The sequence below is a fragment of the Siphonobacter sp. SORGH_AS_0500 genome (genome assembly GCF_002838835.1).
Taxonomy (GTDB): Bacteria; Bacteroidota; Bacteroidia; order Cytophagales; family Spirosomataceae; genus Siphonobacter.
In genome coordinates this window covers 416630-438319 of the sequence record NZ_NHPP01000001.1, presented here as the reverse complement: position 1 = coordinate 438319, position 21690 = coordinate 416630, and the positions used below count along the sequence as shown (strand labels likewise).

Here is a 21690-nt window from a genome sequence, read left to right as displayed (position 1 = left end):
ACTTTACTTTCCCCGGATTTATCCGTAAAGTCTTTATAAGTGGACAAATAAAGTGATGATTATCATTCCGTAGTAGAACGGATAGTTTGTCACTAAAAATGTACCGTTCTAGTAATTAGATAACCTATGAGTATTACTCAATAATACGGTTGCGATTTTTGCGGCGGGATTTCCCCGATAAATCCCATAGGCCTCTAAATTACCCGTAGCCACAGATCCGACCACCAACATGGCGTGTGAATAGCAGGTAACTCCCGGGCACACAATGGATTTCGCTCCAATCCACACGCCTTCTTCAAGGGTGATAGTTGCCGTCATCAAATCAAATCTTGTGGATTTGTAATTATGATTTCCACACAGTAACATGGCTCCCTGGGAAAGACAGGCATTAGATCCAATGCGTACCTGAACGAGGTTGTCAATCCAGACTTCTTCGCCAATCCAGACGTTATTGCCTATTTCCAGTAACCAGGGAAATTTGATATTGACGTTAGGTTTGATCATTACGCCGGTGCCGATTTTTGCCCCAAACTTGCGAAGGATCCAGAGTTTCAAACCAACCGGAATAGGTAATTTGGTATAGAAAAATAAAATATTAACAACAAACCAGATTCGGTTTCTCCAGCTTTTGGATGAGAATTGAGGCTGGTGCTGGTACTTGGATAGATCAACGCTTTTCGAGGACATCTTTTCCATATTCGGTTAAAAAGAATCGAGCAATGGCTTCCTTTGAAATACCCGCCCGATGATAGACTTCAAATATTTTGGCATCTACCAGGAAACGATACCAGAAACCCTGAAGGAAATGCCAGATAAGCCCGCGTTTCCCATCCAGGAAACCCATTTTTATGAAGTAACGGAATAGAAAATACAGAAATGGCCGCGTGAATAAAGGTAAGCTGGCGTATTTGATTTTGAGGTACCGTTTGCGTTGTTCCTGCGTTCCAAAAAAACGGGGGGTAACGATCTCAACATCCCCAAAATCATACTTAACGTTCAGTAGATCAATAGCCTCCCGAATGGCATAAAGATTATGCTTCTGCGTCCACCAGGTTAAATTATTCAGGTTATGGTCCACTAGATCGTGATTCATTCGGAGCATTTCTCCTTCGGAAATCTTGATGTGTTCATCCATCCATAGCTCTTCACAATGGCCTTTTCCGCTTCGCCAGATTCGCAAGAGCCAGGTTGGGTAATAACCGCCATAACGAATCCACTGATCCATGAACATGACCCGGCGTTTGATATAAAAACCAGAAACTTCGGAAGCAACGTTAGGTAAGGTCTGAGCGATTTCGCGGGCTAATTCGGGTAATATGTATTCGTCCGAATCCATTCGCATTAGCCATTTCGTTTGAAAGGGACAGTTTTGAATGCCAAAATTGAACTGCGTTGCGTAGTTAACCCAGGGATTTTGAGCCACCCTGGCTCCCAAAGCCTGGGCCAGTTCCACGGTTCGATCAGTCGAACCAGAATCGACGATAAAAATTTTGTCAGTAACGGGAAGTAAACTTTTCAGGCAACGTTCAATGTGTTTTTCTTCATTAAACGTCAGTAATATTACCGCTAAGTCGGGATAGGAAGGGGTCATTTTTCCAGATAAATAAGGGCAATATTAACGAATTAAAGCTTCAAAGGATCGGTATAACTTGGTTGCTACTTTATTAATGTCAGCGACATCACGGGCAAAATTTTGTCCTTTACGAGCTAACTCTTTACGGTAAGCGGAGTCACTGATTAATTTTCTGAGTCCTCTTTCAACGTCTTTTACCTCGTGCGTAACTAGCTCAGCCGCGTGGTTTTGCTTGAGTAAATGCCCAAAGCCAATGCGATCTGTAGTAAGAACGGCGGTGCCGCAAACCATGGCTTCTAGTGCTGCCAGCGAAAAGCTTTCCGAATAAGTTGGCAAGGCAAATACATCCGCATCGACAATTACTTTCAGTTTTTCCTCGCCCGTCAGCATGCCCGTCAGCGTGATTTGCTCCGATAGATTATTTTTCTGAATAAAATCCGTTACGAAGGAAAGATAGCCATCGTCCGGTCCGGTAATAAAGAGACGAGCTTTGGGGTAATCTTTCAGAATATTCTGAAAAGCCGGAAGTAATAAATCGAGACCTTTTTTAACATTGATCCGACTCAAAAACAAAATAACGGGGGTATCGGCATCCAGCGAATATTGACTACGGAACTGCCCCTTGGCCGGAAGCTGATCGTAATCAGACAACAGCATGCCGTTATTAATCGTAACTACATTAGGATGCGGATGGCCCAGGTAACGGACCAAATCCTCTTCTTCGTCAGGGTTATGAACCTGTATCAGGTCGCATTGCTCCACGTACCTACGCTGAAAAAGGGCAGAAATAAGCTGCTTCTTCCAGCCGGATTTTTTCATTGCCCAACGGTCTAGGGTACCGTGCACAGTAAAAACTTTTTTAGCTTTTGAGCGAACCCAGAAAGGAACCCAACCCGCAAAATGAAAGGGGCCATGGATATGAACAATGTCATATTCATGTGCGTGTTCACGGTAATATTTCCATAGCTCCGGTGAAAATTCCGGAATAAATCGAGCTAACCAATGGCGTTTGGTAGTAATGACTGTAGCTCCTTCGGGGATCATGTAAAGCCGCTCTCCTTCAGAAAGGGGCGTCAGAATGGTCACTTCAGCACCCAGTTTGATCTGAACGTTGGTGTGATCATAAATAACCTTGGAGGGGCCGCCAATTTCCCAGGAATAACCGCAGAGATTTAATATTTTCATGAACGAAGGGAGGCTTCAGTAGGGGACCCTATCCGACGAAAACCCTGCCAGATTTCCTGAGCAACGGTAGTCGTATGAAAAGGAGCAATCAGTTTCAGCGAGTGCTGTCCCATCTGAGTTCGTTCAGCCTCCGATAAGTTGACAAATTTTTGTAAAGCGACCCCTAGTTCCAGTGTAACTTCTGGTCTAAAGGTGTAGCCATTTTTTTCTTCTTCTACTAAGTCGTTGACACAACCACACTGATTAGAAACCACAACGGGCAAACCACAAACCATAGCCTCATTCACCACCAGACCCCAGGGTTCAAAATGGCTGGGAAGCACAAGGGCGTCCGCCAAAGCCAGATACGCAGGAACTTCATTCCAGGGCTGACCACCGAGCCAGAAGACATCTTTTAAGGCCGAACTGTTTAGCTGAGCTCGCAGCGGACCATCACCGATAATGATTAAACCCCAGTCGTGAGCTTTTGGGTCATTTTCTTTCAACCAGGAAAAGGCTGATAAGAGGGCTGGCAGATTCTTCTCTTCGGCCAGTCTGCCCACAAAAATAAAGTTATGAGCAGGTAAAGCATATTTTTCCTTTAGACTCTGACGGCTGTGGATGCTACGATCATAAACCTGACGAACAACCGTATTGTTCAGAACTGCGGCGTGTTGGGTAATGATTTGAGAAGAACGAGCCCCATTTTAAGCATATACTCAGCAGAGGAAGACCCAAAGTTGATAAAGCCTGCAAACTGCCTGATTAGCGTTCGTTTGAATTTTTCTTTCCAGCCATTTCTACTCCCATCTTTTTCACTGGATTCATTACTCAAAACCAGTTTAATTCCTCGTAATCGGCAGTACCCAATTAATAACCAATAAGCAGGATCGTAATAACCAGAGAGATTAACTACGTCAGGTTTGAACTGATTGATCTGGCTTATTAATTCCGTTATTTTTTTGCTAAATGATAGTGAGTTTAACGATCCCGGATGTAATAAATGATAGGGGTATTGATGTTCAATCAAACCACTTTTTCCCAACTGATTGTACTTGTCTTCAGATTCGGCTAACTGAACAACCAGCAAAGTACAATCTACCGGGCACTGTTGAGCTAGTTCTGAAAAAAGTGCAGCCTTATAATGAGACCATAAAATGTTGTGAACAATTAATACTCTCATACCTCTAAGCAACTGGAGCAAATATGCGACCTGTTTTTTGAGCCGCTTCTTTTAATTTTATTCGTATTACTTCTTTATCATAGTCCATAAAACGGGCCATCATGAGAAATGGGAATAAAAAAGTAGTATCTGAAGGTTGTCCACCTGAAAAAACAGAAACGGCAATAGGAATGAAAATAAAGCCCAGAAAGGCAGAGAAAGGACTAACAATGTCTTTAATACAACGGTAACATTCTCTTATGATTTCAAAAACAGATCTTCCAAAAAAGTAAAAGCCAGCAATACCGTAATTATACATGGCTTCCAGAATAGGGAAATCCATATAAGTAGCCTTATACCCATTTCCTAGAATCAAGGAAATAGGGTTATACAGTAATGAATTCTTAAATACATTAAACGACATCACCCGTTGAATTGCTGAATAATCGGCAACCTCCTCGGCATCTTCTCCCTGTACAGCCGTTTCAAATACATCGAGAAACTTATTCCAGAAGCTCTCAGAAACAGTTAATAATAAATTAATAAAATCAGATCTTCTGGTAAGTTTGTAAACTACAAAAGAGACGACAGCTATTGTTATCACTAAGTTAACGGGCTTGGTTAAGGTCTTACCAATATTTTTAAGCGTACTAAGCCTAAAATGAAAAAACATTAAAACACCAATAGATAAAAATACGGAAAGTAAAGTGGCCCGGCTCTGGGTTAAAATAACAGTTACAATAGAGGCAAGAAGATTAACAAAAGCAATGGCTTTAAAAATGAAATTTTCTTTTGTCATGAACAAAAGAATAACAGATCCAATGACACCAGCGAAACCATTTCTGGAGAATACGTGTGGGTTACCACCATACTCATCGTCAAAATAAATGGAAGCCCGAGCCCCTAATACGTAATGTGGATTAGTATAGAGCGAATAAAACAAACCTAGATTACCAGCTAAAATAAAGACGATAAAGACAGGTAACGCATAATCCTTTACTTCATCGGGAATACTCAACAGCATGAACAGGAAAGCCCCAGTCATCGCATAGTTAATTAACTCCCTCGAGCCCCCTGGACCTGGATTGATTATAAAAAAATAAAACAAACACACACCGATCCAAGCCAAAACGGGCATGGCGATTTTATTATTCAGTGAGTAATATTTCTGAAAAATAGTACTCGGAATCATTAAGAATAAGCCTAAAACCAGACAGGCCGCTGTAAATACGGATGACTGCGGAGCCAATTTTAAACCATCCCGAAGGAAGAAAATAACGGGGTGTCCCATGGCAAAAATAGCAACGCCAAGGGCCATTCGTTTGTAGTGAAAACCTTCAAATAGGCTTTTAAACATATTGTTATACTTTAGCCGTACGATTAAAGCGAATCCGGTATAAGAAGTAAGCTAGGTCACCTCTTAGAAGAAATAACGCTAACTTTCTGAATTTTATGATTCTATAAAGAATACTTTCAGGAAAGCTGGCGGGTACTTGTTTGGAATAATGGTTTTTAATCTGTTGGTGTTCAGTCAGTCCTACCGTGAAAATGGTCGAGCTTTTGGCTAACTCATGCTGACGGAAACAGCCCCAGAAATCATCCAGTAATACAAACTTGATCCCCGGAATGCTACCCCAGCGAGTACAGATTTCGTAGTCAAAAGCGAACTTGTAGTTCTCGTCGAAATAGCCGTGTTTGAGTAATAAATCACGTTTGAAAATCATGCACTGATTAAAAACCTGCATGCCTTCATACACTTGGGCCTGATTCCAGAAGGGAATTTGTTTTTTATGTTCGAAAACTAAATCGTCGCCGTCAATCATTAATAAATGACCGAAAAAAACATCGGCATCCGCATTTTGTTTGATACCCTTGGCAACATTCAGGAACGCATTAGGAGCAAAGACATCATCCGAATTCTGAAAGGTAATCCATTCACCGGTAGCTTTCTTAAAGCCAGCGTTAATCGCAGCAGTTTGGCCTCCATCTTTTTCACTAACCCAGTAATCAATATATTTTTCGTATTTCTTAATTACCTCAACACTATGATCGGTTGATCCCCCATCCATGATAATAACTCAAGGTTAGGATAGTTTTGGTTGAGAATACTTAAAATGGTTTTTTCTAAAAAATCAGCCTGGTTATAGGAAGGGGTAATGACACTTATTTTAGGATAGCGTGTATCTTTATTTAATAATACTTTTTCATCAAACGAAGGCGTGCTGATGAATTTTTTTATATCGTCTTCTTTAAAAAAATCCATTGATTAAGGAATGACTAGTGAAGTTTATAACCAGATTGTTGAAAAAAAGGTCGCCAAAAATTGAGATTATATTTTTCCCAGGCATGGCACCCAAAGGGTAATTTTTTTTGATTCAATTCGTAACAATATTCAGGAAATTGCTCGAAAGAAAAAGCTAATGCTTCTTTAGGTTCGGGAAGTTTCATGAATGGTCTGAAGACAAAAAGGCGAGTGGAATGTAAAGAAAACAACATGTCTTCATTACCCGGCCATTGTCCGTACAATTGCTTGTAAAGGTGAATTAATTTAAGCGATGCCTGTACATTTCTTAATGATAATCCTCCGTTTAATAATGGTTTTTTTAGATCTGTGATCGATTGTTTCGAGGCATTTGGACTGAGGTAGGGAGCCCCGATGTAATCATATCCTTTCTTACACCAAACTTCTAACTCATCATGAAATACAAAGGCATCTAATTGGTAAATTAAGATGTATTGGTATTGCTGAAATGAAAGATAGAAATCAGGCTGAGTTAACAGTAAATTATACGCGTCAATTCCTTTAAAATAGTCGTCATGGAAAGACTGAATTTTAAAGCTTGTATGAAACGTTTGTAAATACGAAACATCCAGTGATTGGGGCTTTACGATAATGATGGGGTAATGTCCTAGTTTCTGAACACATTGTTGTAAAGAAATCTTTTCAAATTCGTTCATTTCTGAACGGTAGATCGGAATTACCACGGCCACCAATGCAGAGGAAGGCATACGTTACTTCTGTTTTATTACTCAAAAAGATCACCTAATAAAGGTAACCACCAATCTTTACTACTAAAGACATAACGTCCACGAATCCATTCATTTAAAACGAGTGGAAAACGTTTCAGACGTGAATCCGGTAATGTGGCTCGAACGTTGAAATGCTTCTGTCGCTGGGTTAGTTGAGTCAGTTTTTCCGCTGGAATATCCTGACGTGCTTTTAATAATTGCTGTAATAACTCCAGATTAGTAGCTTTTTCCTGTAAGGGGGCCAGTTTGAGCTTACGATCGCGGTTAAAACGATCACTCATCGTTACTTTTTCCTTTTTCTCCCCAAAGCCAACCTGCTGGGTTGAATGTTTTCGATAGAAAAGTAACTCCTCTGGGATAAAGCCAATTTTTCCCTGTAAAGAGAGCACAATGGCAATCCATGCGTCATGAATAAGCTCTTTATAAGCCACAGGGAAAGGCGAAACGGAGCTTAAAATGCGACGGCGAATGGCCAGCGTTGCCCCGGTAACGACATAACCTCCGAAAAGAATCTCGTAAGCCTTATTGTTTTTCCAGCGTTCCTGAGCCACGGTGTCGAATTCAATTTCCTGCCAGATCGTCTTTCCAATGGGTTGAGAATCGTCATTAATAACCTGAGCATCAGAAAAAACAGCTTCCATTTCGGGATGCTGTTGCAGGTAATGAACCTGTTTTTCTACCTTTTGCGGATGCCAGCGATCATCCTGATCGCAGCAAAAAATGACGTCACCTGAACATAGATTCAGACACTTTTCAAAATTTTTGGTAGAACCTAAATTACTAGGATTGACGTGAATATGAACTGGAAAAGGAACCTGAGTAGCAAAATTCTCCAGAATCTGAATAGTATCGTCTTTGGATCGATCATCACAAATAATCAATTCATCGACTGGATGTGACTGACTTCGTATACTTTCCAATTGCTCCCTCAGGAATCGGGAACCGTTGTATGTACACATCGCCACAGAAATTTTCATAGGGAATAATCTACTAAATAAACCGATTTGGTTTGGTTTAGGTTGAACAAATTTGGTTGCAAAGGTAGCCTATCTGAGAGAACTACGAAAGCCGTGCCGTAGGAACTTACTTGGGTTGTGAATCCTTGAATAGAAAATCGGGTTGATACGTGTTGATTTTCTTAATGAGTTTTCGAAAGGATTCAGCCCAATGTTGTCGAATTAAACTAACGGGTTCCGCAGGGTCAGCTAAACCGTACGCCGGTTTGATTTGGCTAGCCTGAGAGTATAACCGATGGGCGGTAAGGTTTGTTGAATATTTTCTGGAAGCTTGTTGAAAATAGGAGGGGATCGACCGATTGCTTACGTAAGATGGATAACTGCCGTCGGCTTTCATCGAATGAAAATGAAAGCTGGCAGGATTTTCACCCGAACGTTCAAAGGCATTCCCCACATGTATGCCGTACGCTGAATTTCGAAGTGGAAAAACCCCTTCGAACAAAGCTGGAGCCATGTCCAGCCACAGCTGATCAGAGCCCTGCCCTTCGCATAAATTATAACCTCCCCGGGTTTCCAAGTTATGACACCACCATTCCAGAAACTGGTTAGTGATTGTGCCGGGACGAATGCCCCAAATGCCCGAGAAGTAAGTGCCGTAGTTTAGATAGTGTTTGCTATCAGGGAATTGGCGGTCGGGATGGGGCCGTAACCATTGCGAAAATAAGACCGCAGGCTGTTTCGTCAAAGCCGTACTTAACTCCGTTAAGGGCCTGAAAATCTGTGTTTCTGGTTCCAGAAAAACCAGCGTATCTTCTTTCAATAACCATTTAGCCAGAAAAACCCGGGCGATGTGTAGTAATTCGGTCTGGGTGTATTTATGGGCTAAATTTTTAAGAATACTGAGCTGATCGTATGAAACCACGCTGACGTTTTCAGGAAGAGTAACGTCAATGGGTTGATCAATCCAGCCTACATATAAAAACGAACCTGGATGGTGCTGAGCCACCTGATCCGCCAGAATCGCTATGTTCGGTAAATGCTTCGTCCAGCAAGCAGTAAAAAAATGCATAGTTTACACAATTCGTTTGGCCATAAACTCCGTCATCCGTCGCCCCATGAGGTATTCCTGAAGGGGTTGCCAAACTTCTTCAAAGGTTAGTTCAGAAGCTGGGCCTTTCCGTTTCCAGATGATTCGGGCGTTGCTTCCATCCCCATAACCTCCTGTATATAAGTTAAAATCTTCGAAATGTACGAGCTTGCCAATCAAGAGAAAGCCATACGTTCCTACGGCGTTAGCCAAATGGGCCGGGCCGCTATCAACGCCCACAAAGAAACTGGCCCGGCGAATAACTTCGGCGGTTTCCAGAATGCTTAACTGACCGCATAAATCACGGAAAGAAGGTGAGTTACTTTGAATCTGGCCTTTCAGCCCTACTTCAATGACAGGCCCAAACTCGCTCAGAACCTGAGATGTTAACTGATTCCAGTGCTGGGGTTGCCAATCTTTGACGGGTTGATTAGAAAAGGTATGAAAAACAGCAAATTTCTCGGGTAAATTCAAAGCATCGATTTTAGATCTCACCTCATCAGGAATATACAGCGAGGGGGCTTTGGAGCGATCGGGTAAGGGTAAGCCCGCGGCGGCGGCGAAAATTTCTCCCAAACGACCAAAATTCAGGTAATTATGAATGGTTAAATCCCGCTGATCGGCAATGGGATTGACTAAACGCTTTTGTAAGGGGAAATAAACGCGGTTAGAGAGGTGAAGATTATAAAGCGTATCAAAAGGTTTTTTCTCCGTTAATAAAATGGAAAACAAGACATTAGGCTCTTCGATGAGATGGTTAATCCGGGGATTATAAGCTACCAGGTCACGAAAGGCTTTTTTGACAATCCAAAAGATTTGAGCATCGGGATGGCGTTCGCGGATGGTTTGCGAAATAGGTTCGCAGGCAACGATATCTCCTAAATGTTCGGTCATTAAGATACCAACGGTGGGTTTTCCCGTTCGGAATTTAATCCATTTAATACGTAGAACAGTCTTCCAGAATGCGAGATAAGTCAGGAAGATTTCTGAGTATTTTCGGTATCGATGTTGCCAGAGGGCAATGAACTTTTCCATAAAGCTAAATTCCTAACGGTTTATGGTTCAGGCGTATGGATTCAGCCAGTGAGCAATTTTTTCAAAAGGCATTCGAAACGCCTGCCGCACACGTTTCAGACGAATGACTTTGGTAGGACGAACGTAAATACAGGCAAAGGTTCGGTAATAATCATTGAAATTGGCCTTCAACCGTTCAGCATAATAATCAAACAAGGGCTTTACATCCGGGCGTTGCGTAAAATCAAATCGATTCTGATACTTTGAAATGGAATGCGGCTGAGTGGGTGAGTACCCCGAGAAATGGAAAAATTGCAGCGGCCATTCATTATTAATCAGCCACTGATTGTCCTGATACGTAAAATGGCGTTCGTGCAAATTCCAGTACGCTACATTATGACCGGGATGTCGGTTGATGTGTACTTCGTCGTAGTAATGTGGAACGTAATTGATCCATTTCTGATCCGTAAAAAGGCCATTACAAATGTCATTGTACGCCTGATACGCCAGTTTTTCAGCCCACCAGTTAATAAACTGCTGCGTTTGATCTGTTTTCCGTAACGCGATAAATCCCAGATTGAAAGTGCCCGAATTCAGCATGTCACATTCATTAGGCATGTAGGTGTCGGTGTAAGGGCTTAAGGTATGTGGGGTAATAACAATCTGGTTTTCTCGTAATTTGTCCAGTAAATAATTTAGTTCAGTAAAAACGATAATATCTGGGTCAAAATATATAAAATTTTGATAATCAGAATATTGTTTGTAAAAATGCTGAAAAAATAATGGCTTAACGGCTGTATTTAATTCAGTAATATCATAATTATCCTGCATCCACTGCATGTTCGGAATAGGAATCCGGTGCAGTTCCAGTAACTCAAACGGAGGTGTTTTATCCGTATCAAAAGCCACCCCATCCAGGCGATCAACCAGTCCGATTACATAATGAATGTCCGGGTTAGTAGCCGCCAGCGATTCTCCCAGAGTACGAGCCTGAGCGAGGTAATTGATTGAGCAAATGGTGAAAGCGAGGGTTTTCAAAGGTTAACGAATTTAGTACGAAAATCAGGAGCAGCTTTTTTCAATGAGCTCCAGAAAGGCCTGCATGGCCCGCTCATCCTGATGACGAGCAAATACCTTTTCCCGGGCGGTATGACCCATTTTTTGCCGTAATTCCGGGTTCCGGAGTAACTGAGAAATATAATGACTCATGGCTGATGAATCGAGGTAGTTGGCTACAAAGCCGGCATCTTGTTCCACAAAATCGGGGGCTCCGCCGGATTGAGCAAAACAGACAATGGGACGGGCTAGCAAAGCTGCTTCCAGAACTACCAGTGGATAAGGCTCTTCGCGGGAGGTTAAAACGAAGACATCAAAGGCCGAAATAAAATCAAAAGGGCGATCTGAATGAGGAATCAGGTGCACTCGGTCACTCAAGCCCAATCTTCGCAGATCTTCCGTAATCATGTGATATTCTACCTGATGTTCATGGCCCCCCACCCAGACAAAATGCGTTTCCGGTTCGGACTGACGGGCTAGCTGTACAAAAATGTCAATGCCTTTTCGCCAGTCGAATGTTCCGACAGCTCCGACTACTAATGCTCCTTCGGGTAATTCCAGCAATTTTCTGATCTGAGAAACGGCTTCTTCTGAAGGCTTCAATTGCCAGGCCCCGTCGGGTAATAGGGAGGGGAGAACGGAAATCTTAGCAGGATCTATTCCGAAACGTTCAATATAAATCAACCGCTGAGCTTCTGAACAGGCCCAGTACGCATCTGTGTAACGCAGAGTCTGATTGAAACTTGAAGGATCGGTATACATCGCGATGCCCATGGGCATTTCGTGAGCATACGTAACCATCGGGCATTTTACCAGCGGTCGCAGTTGATGTAACAACTCGCCGTTGGTAATGGTATTAGATACGATCAGATCGTATCGTTCATTTTTAATCTCTTTTAGAATTTGCTCCTGAAATGTTTTACGGTTTAAAAGCCGGGCTACTTTCTGGCGATTACCTAATTCCCGATGATACCAATGATAAACCGGAGCTACTTTCTCGAAATCCCGCAATAACGAACCACCGTGACGAAGTAATATCTTAAACTGATACTCAGGTACGTTTTTGAGTTGCTTCAGAAATCGGAGTAGTAAAATCTGTGCACCTGCACGGTTAGCATCGTGGCTGATGAACAGAATTTTTTTCATAATACGGAATCGTTACGTTAAAAATTAAATCAGTAAGGCGGCAAAAATACGACTGTTTGATAAAAGACAGTCTTTTCCTGACCTTAAAGCTGAGCCATGAGGGTTTCCCAACGGGAAACAATGGCGGAAACATCAAATTGCCGGGCTCTGTTCTGGCTAGCTACTTCACTCAAAGCCAACTGATTGTTCATGACTTTTTTCATGGAAGTAACCACATCCCGCACGTTCCAGGAGTCGGGTACTTCGCCCATGCCTTCCTGTACAAATTCAATCACGCCACCAGAAGGGAAAGCCACAATGGGTTTAGCCAAAGTAGCTGCCTCAATCATGACTAAGGGAAAGGGATCTTCACGGGAAGTCAGAAGGAAACCATTGGCCAGGGAAAGATACGCGTAGTAATCCTCCCGCTGGATGCCCATTACATCAACCCGAATGCCCGTATTATGTTTTAGTTTTTGACGGGTATATTCGACCAGCCCATCGTCCAGTAACTGGCCCAGCCAGATGATTCGGGCACGGGTTCCCTGAAGCTCGGTAGCAAAGTCGGGTAATAAATCGAAACCCTTCCGGTAGGTAGCCTGGCCTGACATTACCCAGACGAATTCGTCAGGTTTAATCTTTAAATCAGCCTTTAACTCTTCCACACGAGTAGGGTTAATCTGAATTCTGGACTGGTCAATGAGGGAGTGACATAACTCAATCCGTTGACCGCCAGCTTCCCGAATTCGTTGGCAAACCACTTCCGAACAACCAATAATCAGATCACTTTGGGTAATAATATTTCGGAATACATCGGCTTTCAGGGCCAGATATTCCATGGGAAGTTCATGAAAATGCGTAACTATTTTTACGCCCAATTCCTGAGCCAGGGGTAACAAAAAAGAAGGCACCAGCGTATTGAAATACCATACATCGGCCTGATACGCTTTCTGTACTTTTTTGAGATAACTAGTGATCGGATTTTCACCGAATTTATTCTGGAGCTTCTGAATAATGGAAAAATGACTCGGAGCGGTAAACGTAGGTACGTCTTTGGGAATATCATTCAGTAACTCTCCGGGCTGAAGGGTACAGAGAGCCATTTGAAAACACTTCCGATCAAAACGATTGAGTAAATACCCAATCATCATTTCAGAGCCTGTCCGTCCAGCGTAAGGAGTGATAATCAGTATCTTAGGGGTAGGCATACGTATCAGACGATATTTCTTCGGGTTTGATTTTGTAAAACCCGGGGCGGTTCCAGACCGTGGGCCAAAAATACCGTAATAACATTTGAAAGCGGCGGGAAAACCGCTTTTGATTTTCCATTTCACTAAAAATCGGACGGCGATTGCGGAAGTTAACGAAGGCTTTCCACCCAGTAAAAATGGGAATCAGTAAAGCATAATTTAGCATCACAACTAAATAAGCTCCAACGCCATACTGCTTGCGTAGCCAGAGCAGATTAGAAACCTGCATCTGTACATTGAAGCGATTCACATATGAGACATCCGTTCGGCGGAAAGGGGAGTCGCTGGTTAAGTGTAGGAATCCTAAGTCTTTAAAATAGAGTAACTTGCCTGCCTTACCTAGTCGATAAGACCATTCGACGTCTTCTCCATACATAAAGAAACTTTCGTCCAGCGGTCCGACCTTTACGACGGCCTCGCGACGAACCACCATGAATGCTCCCACCAGCCAGTCATGCTGACGAGGATCTTGATACTTAGTTTCTGGAATCAGGCGTTCCACCCATGTTTGCAGACGGATGGGTACGATATAAAATATGCGACGAAATTCGGCGAAACTTTGAAAATACGGCTGCGGTGTACCATTTGCATATAATTGCATGGGGGCGGTCGCTACCACGTCGGGTTCTGCATCCATGCGTTCCACGCAAAGGTCAATCGCGGGCATGTTCTGTAAGGTATCGGCGTTGAGTAATAAGTAATACCGACCTGTAGCTGCCTGAATGGCCCGATTATTAGCTCGGGCAAAACCGGCATTATACCCCATGTTAATCCACTGAACATCGGGGTGTTTCTGAAGAACTTCCGTCTGGCTGGAATCCTGCGAGTCATTATCAACGACAATGATTTCGTAGGTTACCTTTCGGGTCCAGTCTTTAACCGACTGAATGGCATCGTTGGTAAGCCCGGCACATTTATAATTAATGATCAGAATCGAAACATCGTACATACTTTTCTGAGTTTTCAGTGGCCTGTTTTAGGTTTCAAGGTCGGGGCATTAACGCTGAATAACTACCGACTTCAAACGTTCCACTACTCCAGAATATAGGCCTTTAACAGTTCCTGAATCTGTTCTTTACTATTAAACATCATGACATCAATGATACTCAGCCAAGGGGTAAACTCGCCGCCCAGTTGAGGGTATTCCACTCGTTCCGAACGGATGAAGTTTAGTTGAATCCCGTGTTCAGCAAACAGGTCTTTGTTATACAGTTCTCTACCGCCAATGGGATTGATATAATGATCAGCTTTTTCCTGTAAGCAAATATCCAGAATACGTTCCTGAGCCTTTAGATGCTGATTATTGTAAATGGTAGAACTTTTAACGAGGGGCGTAGCAATGGAAAGATACTCGCCGATCATGGTAAGGCTATTGTAAATGTAAGTGCTGATATTCGACTCAGATTGTTGAAAAACGGCTTCCACTATTGGGAAAACAGCAGCGAAATGAGGGGCCTTTTTATAATTCTGCTGAATCGTTTTAAGCAATTTATCCCGCCATTTCTGATCGGTATCAATTGAAATTTCGTGGATTAATTTATTCTGACTGGCTTCTTTCAGAGGTACAGTAAATAACTGGGCTTTTCCGTTATTCAGAATGGAGTTACGGTTAATCCATCCCCGATTAATAAAAGCTACGTCATCATAAATCACGAACTTATCTACGGCATTAAGCAGCTGGAAATATCCAATGTATGGAAATAAATAAGGCTGCATGATGGCTAAGGTCATAACTCTAAAATTAAGTTGAAGTCAAAATTAAAAGCTGTTTAGAGTTTCATGCATCGGAAACGCAATCTTCTAAACAGCTTTGCTGGAATGATACTGAAAATGGTTATTTCAATTTACGTAACCAGTAATCTTCAGCCGGCACCAACATTTTCGCTCGGGTGGCAGCTGTAGTATCCGTACCCAGACGAATGTCACCGGGTTGTGGTTTAATAACACTGGCCGCAAAGAAAAGGTAATCAGCTTCTTTAGGGATAGGCTGTAAACCTTGCTCAAACGGATTGATTGGAATGAGTTTACGGGTCAGGTTTTTACCAAAAAGCGGATACTCATAATCATCATTAATATCAGCTAAAGCGATTGTTGCGTTCTCCGGCACCAGCTTTTCAAAATTTTCATAAGCAGTCTGTAAATCTTCCCGGGCATAAGACATTCGCTCGATTCGCCCTGCTTGGAAGGCCGAGGGCTTTCCATGATGAGCTACGGGCAAGCAACGCTCGTTCCAGAGCACTGCCAGAATGGCGGAAGGGCAGGCCAGCAACACAAGTACCAACGTATACGCTTTAAGTAACCCACTGTTGGTAGCCAGAAGGCTTTGACGTTTCGTAAAAAGTAAGGTCAAAAATGGAACGGCATAAATGGCCGTACTGATAAAATAGCGTCCTTTAAAGGGATCATAAGGGGCCGAATAGGAGAGGGCTGCCGCGTGTAAAAGCGTAGCGATTGCCAGAAACCAATGTGGTTTAGAACGAATGACTCCAAAAAGCACCAGAAACACCAGCGGCCAAATCAACAGAAAACCCAAGGCTCCCCAGTAAGGTAGACCATTTGTGAAAATATAAGGACGATTATATTCAAAAGGACGGATTGTAAAGTCCGTCTCTTCCACCAGTCGGGCGTGAGCTTTTTCTTCCAGCCAGATGAACGGGGCTTTAAACCAACGATTGGGTCCTTTTTCAATAGCTGGAATGTTAGTTAGACCGTCCAGATTCATGAAATCAAAACTGTAGCGTAACAAATTTCGAGTGCCTTGCTCATAAAGGTTGGCACTGAAAATTCCACCTGCTCGTTCCACTGACTGATGACGAGTAGCCGTTGGGGGACCAATCGGGTGGTTGTATCTCTTCAGATTAGATAAATAACCAGTCGGTAAGGTGAATAGAAGTATGCCCACTAGAGCCGAAGTAACCAAATGCTTGAGCTTGAAAAGGGAAGCTTTTACATTAGGAACGCCAGCAACGAATACATATACCGCAACCATAAATAGTGAAGGGAATTGCAGTACTAGCGTAATTTTATGTCCCAGAGCTATGCCAAACGTGAGTCCTGCCAGGTATAGATACCGACGGCGTTTGGTTTCGTGATAGGAAAACAAAAAATACACCAGACAGCTAACATACCCCATCAGAACGATGTCCGTATCGGTAGTAGTGGACTGGAGGAGTACGTTAGGTAACAGACCCATAACCAGACCGCAGAACAAGCCCGCAGTAAGATTCCGGCTAATCGACTTGGCAATGCCGTAGGCACCTAATACCGCAACCCAGTAACTTAGGTAATTAATGAGTTTAAAGGCATTCTCAACTTTTCCAGTGATTAGGTAGCTGTAAATCTGGATGTTGCAAACACTTCGGGGGTATGTATCAATGTTCCAGTTAGTGCCATAAAAAGGAGCCATTGTGCCACGTTGCATAAAATACATCACCCGAACGAGGTGCCCTGTCATACTGTCCCATTCATTTGGAACGGTGAATAAGACGAGGGCTAAACTAATAATGGATACGAAAAGCAGGGAAAAGCTTAATAAACCGAATATGATTTTCAGGTATAAGCTTAGGTCTTTATACCAAATCCATAAATTTTGTAAAGAACTACCGATCAGACTGATAACAGAAAAATCTTCGTATTCTTTGATGAATATTCTGGTAAAGAGCAGGTAGAAAATAAAGGGGGGGACAAATACCAGGCCTGCCCAAAACCGAACGTCGTCAGTTTTGTGTAAAAAGGATAATAAAAAGCCGGAGACGATAATGCTACCAGCAAAAACGGTGAAAGCCGTAATCAGGACGTCTACTAAGGACTTTCGGGATACCTGTGCTGCGACGCGAAAGCAGAAGCCCACAAACATCAGGAAGAGTATGCGGTAAAACCAATCCCACATGACGGTTACTTATAAGTTTTCGTTGACGATAGAAATTATTCGCTGAACATCTGTATCCGCTAAATCAGGATACAAAGGCAAGCAAAGAGCACGCAGAGCCATTGCTTCCGAAACCGGGCAGGATTGCTGAGCATGCAGGAACGTCAATGTATTCAGTGAAGGATAAAAATAACGACGGGTGAAAATCTGCTGAGCTTCCAGGGCTTGCCGGGTGCGTAACAAATCAGCTTCTGTTTTGAAGAAGATGGGGTAATACGCATGATTCCATTCGACATTTTTCGGAATAACGGGTTTGCGAAGTTTGCTCCAGTTTAACTGCTGATCGTAAGACTCAGTAACCCGGCGGCGACCGGCAATGATTTCCTGAACATGCGGCAAGTTACAAAGACCCATGGCGGCGTGAAATTCTGAATTCTTGGCATTGATGCCAATATCAAAATACTCATCACCTATGTGTCCGAAGCTTCGGTATAGTTTTAGCTGCTCCGATAGTTCCTGATGAGGTGTAGTAATCATGCCGCCTTCGACGGTATGGAAACTTTCGTTGCGTGGAAACTACAAGTGGAAATATCGCCGAAACTTAGCAACGATTTTCCGTCAACTTTTACGCCAAACGTATGAGCGGCATCGTAAATTACATAAAGGTTATGTTTCTTAGCGAGGGCCTCGATACGTTCTAGTTGACAAGGAATTCCGTACACGTGCGTGGCCAGAATAGCCTGCGTTTTTGGGGTAATCAGGGCTTCGATGCAATCGGGGTCGATGCAAAGATCTTCCTCACGGATATCCGCGAAAATAGGGGTGGCGTTTTCCCAGGCAATAACATGGGACGTTGCACAGTATGAAAAAGGAGTCGTGATGACTTCTCCCGTAATTTTTAAAGCTTTCAGAGCCATCTGTAGTACGATGGTTCCGTTCGAAGCAAAGTGCAGGTGTTCAACATCCAGATAATCGCGGAGTTTCTGCTCTAATTCTAAAACTAAAGGACCCTGATTGGTAAGATGCGAACGTTCCCAGATACCAGTCAGATAAGCCGTATACTCTTCTTTAGGAGGAAGGTAAGATTTTGTTACAAATATTTTTTCACTCATACATTAACCTCCTCAGACTGCTCGATACTAAAAGGGAAATAAGGACGAACGGAGCCCGGCCATTTGCCGTACCATTCCACACCGCCACGATAATCATCAATTTCAAACATTACCGATTCCTGAAGGTGGTAAAGAACCGTCGAGGCATCTTTCACGATCATCATGGTTATGGTATACGTTCCGTCATTCAGGAAGTTTCCGGGAAGATTAACTTCTCCCGTAATCAAGCCGGGATTGGCTTCTATTTGGGGAGAAGCCAAATTAAAGATCGTTTCACCCGTCATGGAGTTAAAGTGCATGCTTAGATTAAGCTTTGCATTTTTAACAAAATTCCAGAACTCAAACCGAAGCTTAATGGGCGTACGAACGTCGATCCGGGTCTGGCCTACCTCGAACTGAGGAATGAGCTCGATTTTACGAATCCGAACCTGATCGTTACCCGGAGCCTGTTCAGGCGTAAGCCATTCCCGAATGAGACTAGTCTGATTAATTTTGGACATATAATCCGTAATAATCTGACCGGTTTCACCTACGGCTACCATCTGACCCCGATTCATGAAAACCGCTCGGTTACACAGACTCTGCACGGCTGTCAGGTTATGGCTTACGAAAAGAATAGTTCGACCACTGTCGGAAACATCCTTCATTTTACCCAGACATTTCCGTTGGAATTCGGCGTCACCTACTGCTAATACTTCGTCAATGATCAAAATTTCTGGTTCGAGGTGAGCTGCAATAGCAAAACCCAGGCGAACAAACATACCCGAGGAATAGCGTTTCACAGGGGTATCCAAGAACTTCTCAATACCTGCGAAAGCAACGATCTCATCAAAATGCTGCTTGATTTCGGCTTGCTTCATGCCGAGAATGGCACCGTTTAGAAAGATATTTTCACGGCCAGTCAACTCCTGATGGAAGCCAGTGCCTACTTCAAGCAAACTGGCAATTCGACCCCGAACGGTTACCCGGCCCGTAGTGGGTTCGGTAATACGGCTTAGTACTTTAAGCATCGTAGATTTACCCGCCCCGTTATGGCCAACAATACCAATTCGATCTCCCTGAGCTACGTCGAAACTGACGTCTTTCAAAGCCCAGAACTCTTCTTTTTCGGAAACGGTATTTTCACTCGACTTAGAGCCAAAGATCGATTTAACTCCATTGACTAACGATTCTTTGAGGCCCGATGGACCGCCATTCTTTCGCTGATGATCAATGTAGTATCGCTTACTGATATTTTCAATCTGGATGGCATTCATAACATTAAAGGTTAAAGAACTTATTCAAATCCATCCAACCTAATTTTAGTATGGGTAGAAAAGCTTGCAGATTAGATATAATCAACAAAACTATTTTCTCGTTTACGGAAAAAAGCAACGGATGAGAAAACGACAATCAGGATAATGATGACACTGGGAATAAAACTTTCCCAGCGGAAGGGAGCATGGCCCCCCATCAAAGTCCAGCGGAAACCATCGATAATGCCTACAATCGGGTTGAGGTTATAGATGGGATACCAGGATTCGTTTTCAATGTTTACTGGAGAGTAGGCAACGGGACACGCATAAAACCCAAACTGAATAATGAATGGAGTAAGCTGTGCAAAATCCCGGTATCTTACGTTCATTACTGACAATAATAAACCAAATCCAAAAGCGGCCAGATAAGCCATCGCTAGAAAGATTGGTATAAAAAGTAATTGCCAGGATGGTAAAAAGCCCTGTTTGAAAAAGTAATACAGGTACATGGGAATTATTAAAACAAAACCCACTAAAAAGTCAACAAAACCTACCATTACTGAACTAGTTGGCAGGATCAGTCTCGGAAAGTATACCTTCGAAACCAGGTTAGAATTTCCAACAATACTGTGACTTACCTGAGAAAGAGAATTGGCGAAAAATTGCCAGATTAGTACCCCTGCAAAGGTGGCCAGTTTCGGAGGAACGCCTTCTTCAAAGGGAAGACCTGCTACTTTACCAAAGGCAAAAAATAAAATGGCTGAGGTCAGAACCGGGCGGACTACACTCCAAACAACGCCGAGAGCGGTCTGTTTGTATCGAACCGTAATATCACGTTTCGCCAGAATCCAGAATAATTCCGTTGACTTCCAAAACTCAGCCCAGTAATTCTTCTGCGACCTACCGTGTTCAATAATCGTTTCCTGGGTCATTACTCTTGTAATTTTTTCATCATATTTTGATAGGTCGTAATCAGGAACATCATCACAAAGGATAATACAATTCCTAAAGCAATCCCAATTTTTATGGCTTTCCCTCTTGGATAAGGCGTTACGGGTAGGGGATACGTAGGCTCATCAATGATGGTTACCAGAGGACTCTCACGAATCAGGGACGTACGCAAGGCATCAATGTTACGTAACGCGTCCATGTATAGTCCTTGCAAATAGGTCGTATTTTGAGACATCCGCTGCTCATTAACCCGACCCGACGGCATAACCATGTACTGACTGTAATCCTGGGCTCTTGCTAATTTTCTTTCCTCTCCCGACAGAATACTTAGCACAGAATCCCGGCGACTTGTGTGCAACTGGAGTAATTCCAATGTTTTCTGACTACGGGTCTCAGTATAGAAATGGGTCATCGTTTTGAGCCAGGTTTCAACCATGATTTTCGATAGTGTATCCGAGTCAGTTTTCACCGTCAATTCCATGAAACTTGACTTGCGATCGAGGTTACCAATTCCAGATCCTGAGAAGCATACTCACGAAACATGTCCAGATAAGACATTTGCGTAGTCGTGTAATATTTCAAGGACGTATCTGGAAAGGTGAATTCATTCCGTAAATATTCAGCGTTCTTGGTTCTACGTAAAGCACCCGAACGGTTCTTATAAAAGTTTACGAGCAAATCTCTTTTACCAGCGATGGTGACCGGAGTAGTCATTACCCGGTTACCGATTTTTTTCGAACGGAATAACTCGGTGAAGTTGGCACCCGCGAAAATATTACCATTCGAGCCACCACTACTCATCCCCAAAGCACTGGCAAAACTTGAAAGTTCTGATCCTCCCGAGCCGGTTTCAAGGTTAAAGACGATAGAAGCCTCATACTGATCGGGAACTTCGTTAACCTGATCATAAATCCAGCCGCCTACGCCTCCAAGAATGATACACAACCCTAATAACCACCAATACTTTAAAATTGTTAGGAAAATCGCTTTTGCATTCCGAACCAGTTTTCGGGGGTCAAATGGAGGAGCGGGCTCTATAACGGCCACTTCTCCATTTGGAGTTAATACTGGTTTTGTTGAATCTGTGATCATTATTATCTCTGAATG

General features: G+C 43.0%; 20 protein-coding genes and 2 pseudogenes. All 22 read right to left on the bottom strand.

Translation table 11 applies throughout. From position 1 onward, the window contains the following. Window positions 1–108: 108 nt before the first annotated feature. The gene (locus BWI96_RS01910; RefSeq protein ID WP_106634999.1) at window positions 109–696 is read right to left on the bottom strand and encodes a WcaF family extracellular polysaccharide biosynthesis acetyltransferase; all 588 of its coding nucleotides are present in this window, start codon (window positions 694–696) and stop codon (window positions 109–111) included. Continuing rightward, on the bottom strand, window positions 668–1591 hold the full coding sequence (locus BWI96_RS01905) for a glycosyltransferase family 2 protein (protein ID WP_106634998.1): 924 nt from the start codon (window positions 1589–1591) through the stop codon (window positions 668–670). Before BWI96_RS01905 ends, BWI96_RS01910 begins: the two co-directional genes overlap by 29 nt. Before the next feature lie 24 nt (window positions 1592–1615). Beyond that, entirely contained in the window at window positions 1616–2758 is a 1143-nt protein-coding gene (locus BWI96_RS01900) for a glycosyltransferase (protein ID WP_106634997.1), read from the bottom strand. Then, the gene (locus BWI96_RS01895) at window positions 2755–3306 is read right to left on the bottom strand and encodes a glycosyltransferase family 4 protein (protein WP_255400542.1); all 552 of its coding nucleotides are present in this window, start codon (window positions 3304–3306) and stop codon (window positions 2755–2757) included. The genes BWI96_RS01900 and BWI96_RS01895 overlap by 4 nt, the downstream gene beginning before the upstream one ends. Window positions 3307–3395: 89 nt before the next feature. Then, the gene (locus BWI96_RS01890) at window positions 3396–3920 is read right to left on the bottom strand and encodes a hypothetical protein (RefSeq protein WP_157830176.1); all 525 of its coding nucleotides are present in this window, start codon (window positions 3918–3920) and stop codon (window positions 3396–3398) included. 4 nt (window positions 3921–3924) lie between these two features. Further along, complete coding sequence (locus BWI96_RS01885; RefSeq protein ID WP_198555114.1) at window positions 3925–5217, bottom strand: hypothetical protein; 1293 nt, start codon at window positions 5215–5217, stop codon at window positions 3925–3927. 43 nt (window positions 5218–5260) lie between these two features. Further along, a pseudogene (locus tag BWI96_RS01880) lies at window positions 5261–6162 on the bottom strand (glycosyltransferase family 2 protein). A 14-nt stretch (window positions 6163–6176) separates the two neighbouring features. After that, a complete protein-coding gene (locus BWI96_RS01875) occupies window positions 6177–6857 on the bottom strand; it encodes a DUF5672 family protein (protein WP_232793539.1) in 681 nt (226 codons plus the stop codon). Between the two features lie 68 nt (window positions 6858–6925). Next, window positions 6926–7906: a glycosyltransferase family 2 protein gene (locus tag BWI96_RS01870; protein ID WP_106634992.1), complete on the bottom strand. Its 981-nt coding sequence runs from the start codon at window positions 7904–7906 to the stop codon at window positions 6926–6928. Between the two features lie 106 nt (window positions 7907–8012). Further along, entirely contained in the window at window positions 8013–8954 is a 942-nt protein-coding gene (locus BWI96_RS01865) for a hypothetical protein (protein ID WP_106634991.1), read from the bottom strand. A gap of 3 nt (window positions 8955–8957) precedes the next feature. Further along, complete coding sequence (locus tag BWI96_RS01860) at window positions 8958–10007, bottom strand: glycosyltransferase family 9 protein (protein ID WP_106634990.1); 1050 nt, start codon at window positions 10005–10007, stop codon at window positions 8958–8960. Window positions 10008–10034: 27 nt separating this feature from the next. Continuing rightward, complete coding sequence (locus tag BWI96_RS01855) at window positions 10035–11024, bottom strand: putative nucleotide-diphospho-sugar transferase (protein WP_106634989.1); 990 nt, start codon at window positions 11022–11024, stop codon at window positions 10035–10037. Between the two features lie 24 nt (window positions 11025–11048). Further along, a complete protein-coding gene (locus tag BWI96_RS01850) occupies window positions 11049–12188 on the bottom strand; it encodes a glycosyltransferase family 4 protein (RefSeq protein ID WP_106634988.1) in 1140 nt (379 codons plus the stop codon). 83 nt (window positions 12189–12271) lie between these two features. Continuing rightward, complete coding sequence (locus tag BWI96_RS01845; RefSeq protein ID WP_106634987.1) at window positions 12272–13375, bottom strand: glycosyltransferase; 1104 nt, start codon at window positions 13373–13375, stop codon at window positions 12272–12274. Then, a complete protein-coding gene (locus tag BWI96_RS01840) occupies window positions 13362–14366 on the bottom strand; it encodes a glycosyltransferase family 2 protein (RefSeq protein ID WP_106634986.1) in 1005 nt (334 codons plus the stop codon). The genes BWI96_RS01845 and BWI96_RS01840 overlap by 14 nt, the downstream gene beginning before the upstream one ends. A gap of 83 nt (window positions 14367–14449) precedes the next feature. Next, window positions 14450–15148, bottom strand: a complete 699-nt coding sequence (locus tag BWI96_RS01835; RefSeq protein ID WP_106634985.1) for a WbqC family protein — start codon at window positions 15146–15148, stop codon at window positions 14450–14452. Between the two features lie 103 nt (window positions 15149–15251). After that, on the bottom strand, window positions 15252–17306 hold the full coding sequence (locus tag BWI96_RS01830) for a glycosyltransferase family 39 protein (protein WP_106634984.1): 2055 nt from the start codon (window positions 17304–17306) through the stop codon (window positions 15252–15254). 9 nt (window positions 17307–17315) lie between these two features. Next, a pseudogene (locus tag BWI96_RS01825) lies at window positions 17316–18397 on the bottom strand (DegT/DnrJ/EryC1/StrS family aminotransferase). Further along, a complete protein-coding gene (locus BWI96_RS01820) occupies window positions 18394–19653 on the bottom strand; it encodes an ABC transporter ATP-binding protein (RefSeq protein ID WP_106634983.1) in 1260 nt (419 codons plus the stop codon). Before BWI96_RS01820 ends, BWI96_RS01825 begins: the two are co-directional and overlap by 4 nt. Window positions 19654–19724: 71 nt before the next feature. Beyond that, window positions 19725–20564 carry an ABC transporter permease gene (locus BWI96_RS01815; RefSeq protein ID WP_106634982.1) on the bottom strand — a complete coding sequence of 280 codons (840 nt, stop codon included), beginning with the start codon at window positions 20562–20564 and terminating at the stop codon, window positions 19725–19727. Beyond that, window positions 20564–21019: a hypothetical protein gene (locus BWI96_RS01810; RefSeq protein WP_232793538.1), complete on the bottom strand. Its 456-nt coding sequence runs from the start codon at window positions 21017–21019 to the stop codon at window positions 20564–20566. Before BWI96_RS01810 ends, BWI96_RS01815 begins: the two co-directional genes overlap by 1 nt. A gap of 35 nt (window positions 21020–21054) precedes the next feature. Then, window positions 21055–21675, bottom strand: coding sequence for a hypothetical protein (locus BWI96_RS01805; RefSeq protein ID WP_106634980.1), 621 nt, complete (start codon window positions 21673–21675; stop codon window positions 21055–21057). Window positions 21676–21690 lie beyond the last annotated feature (15 nt).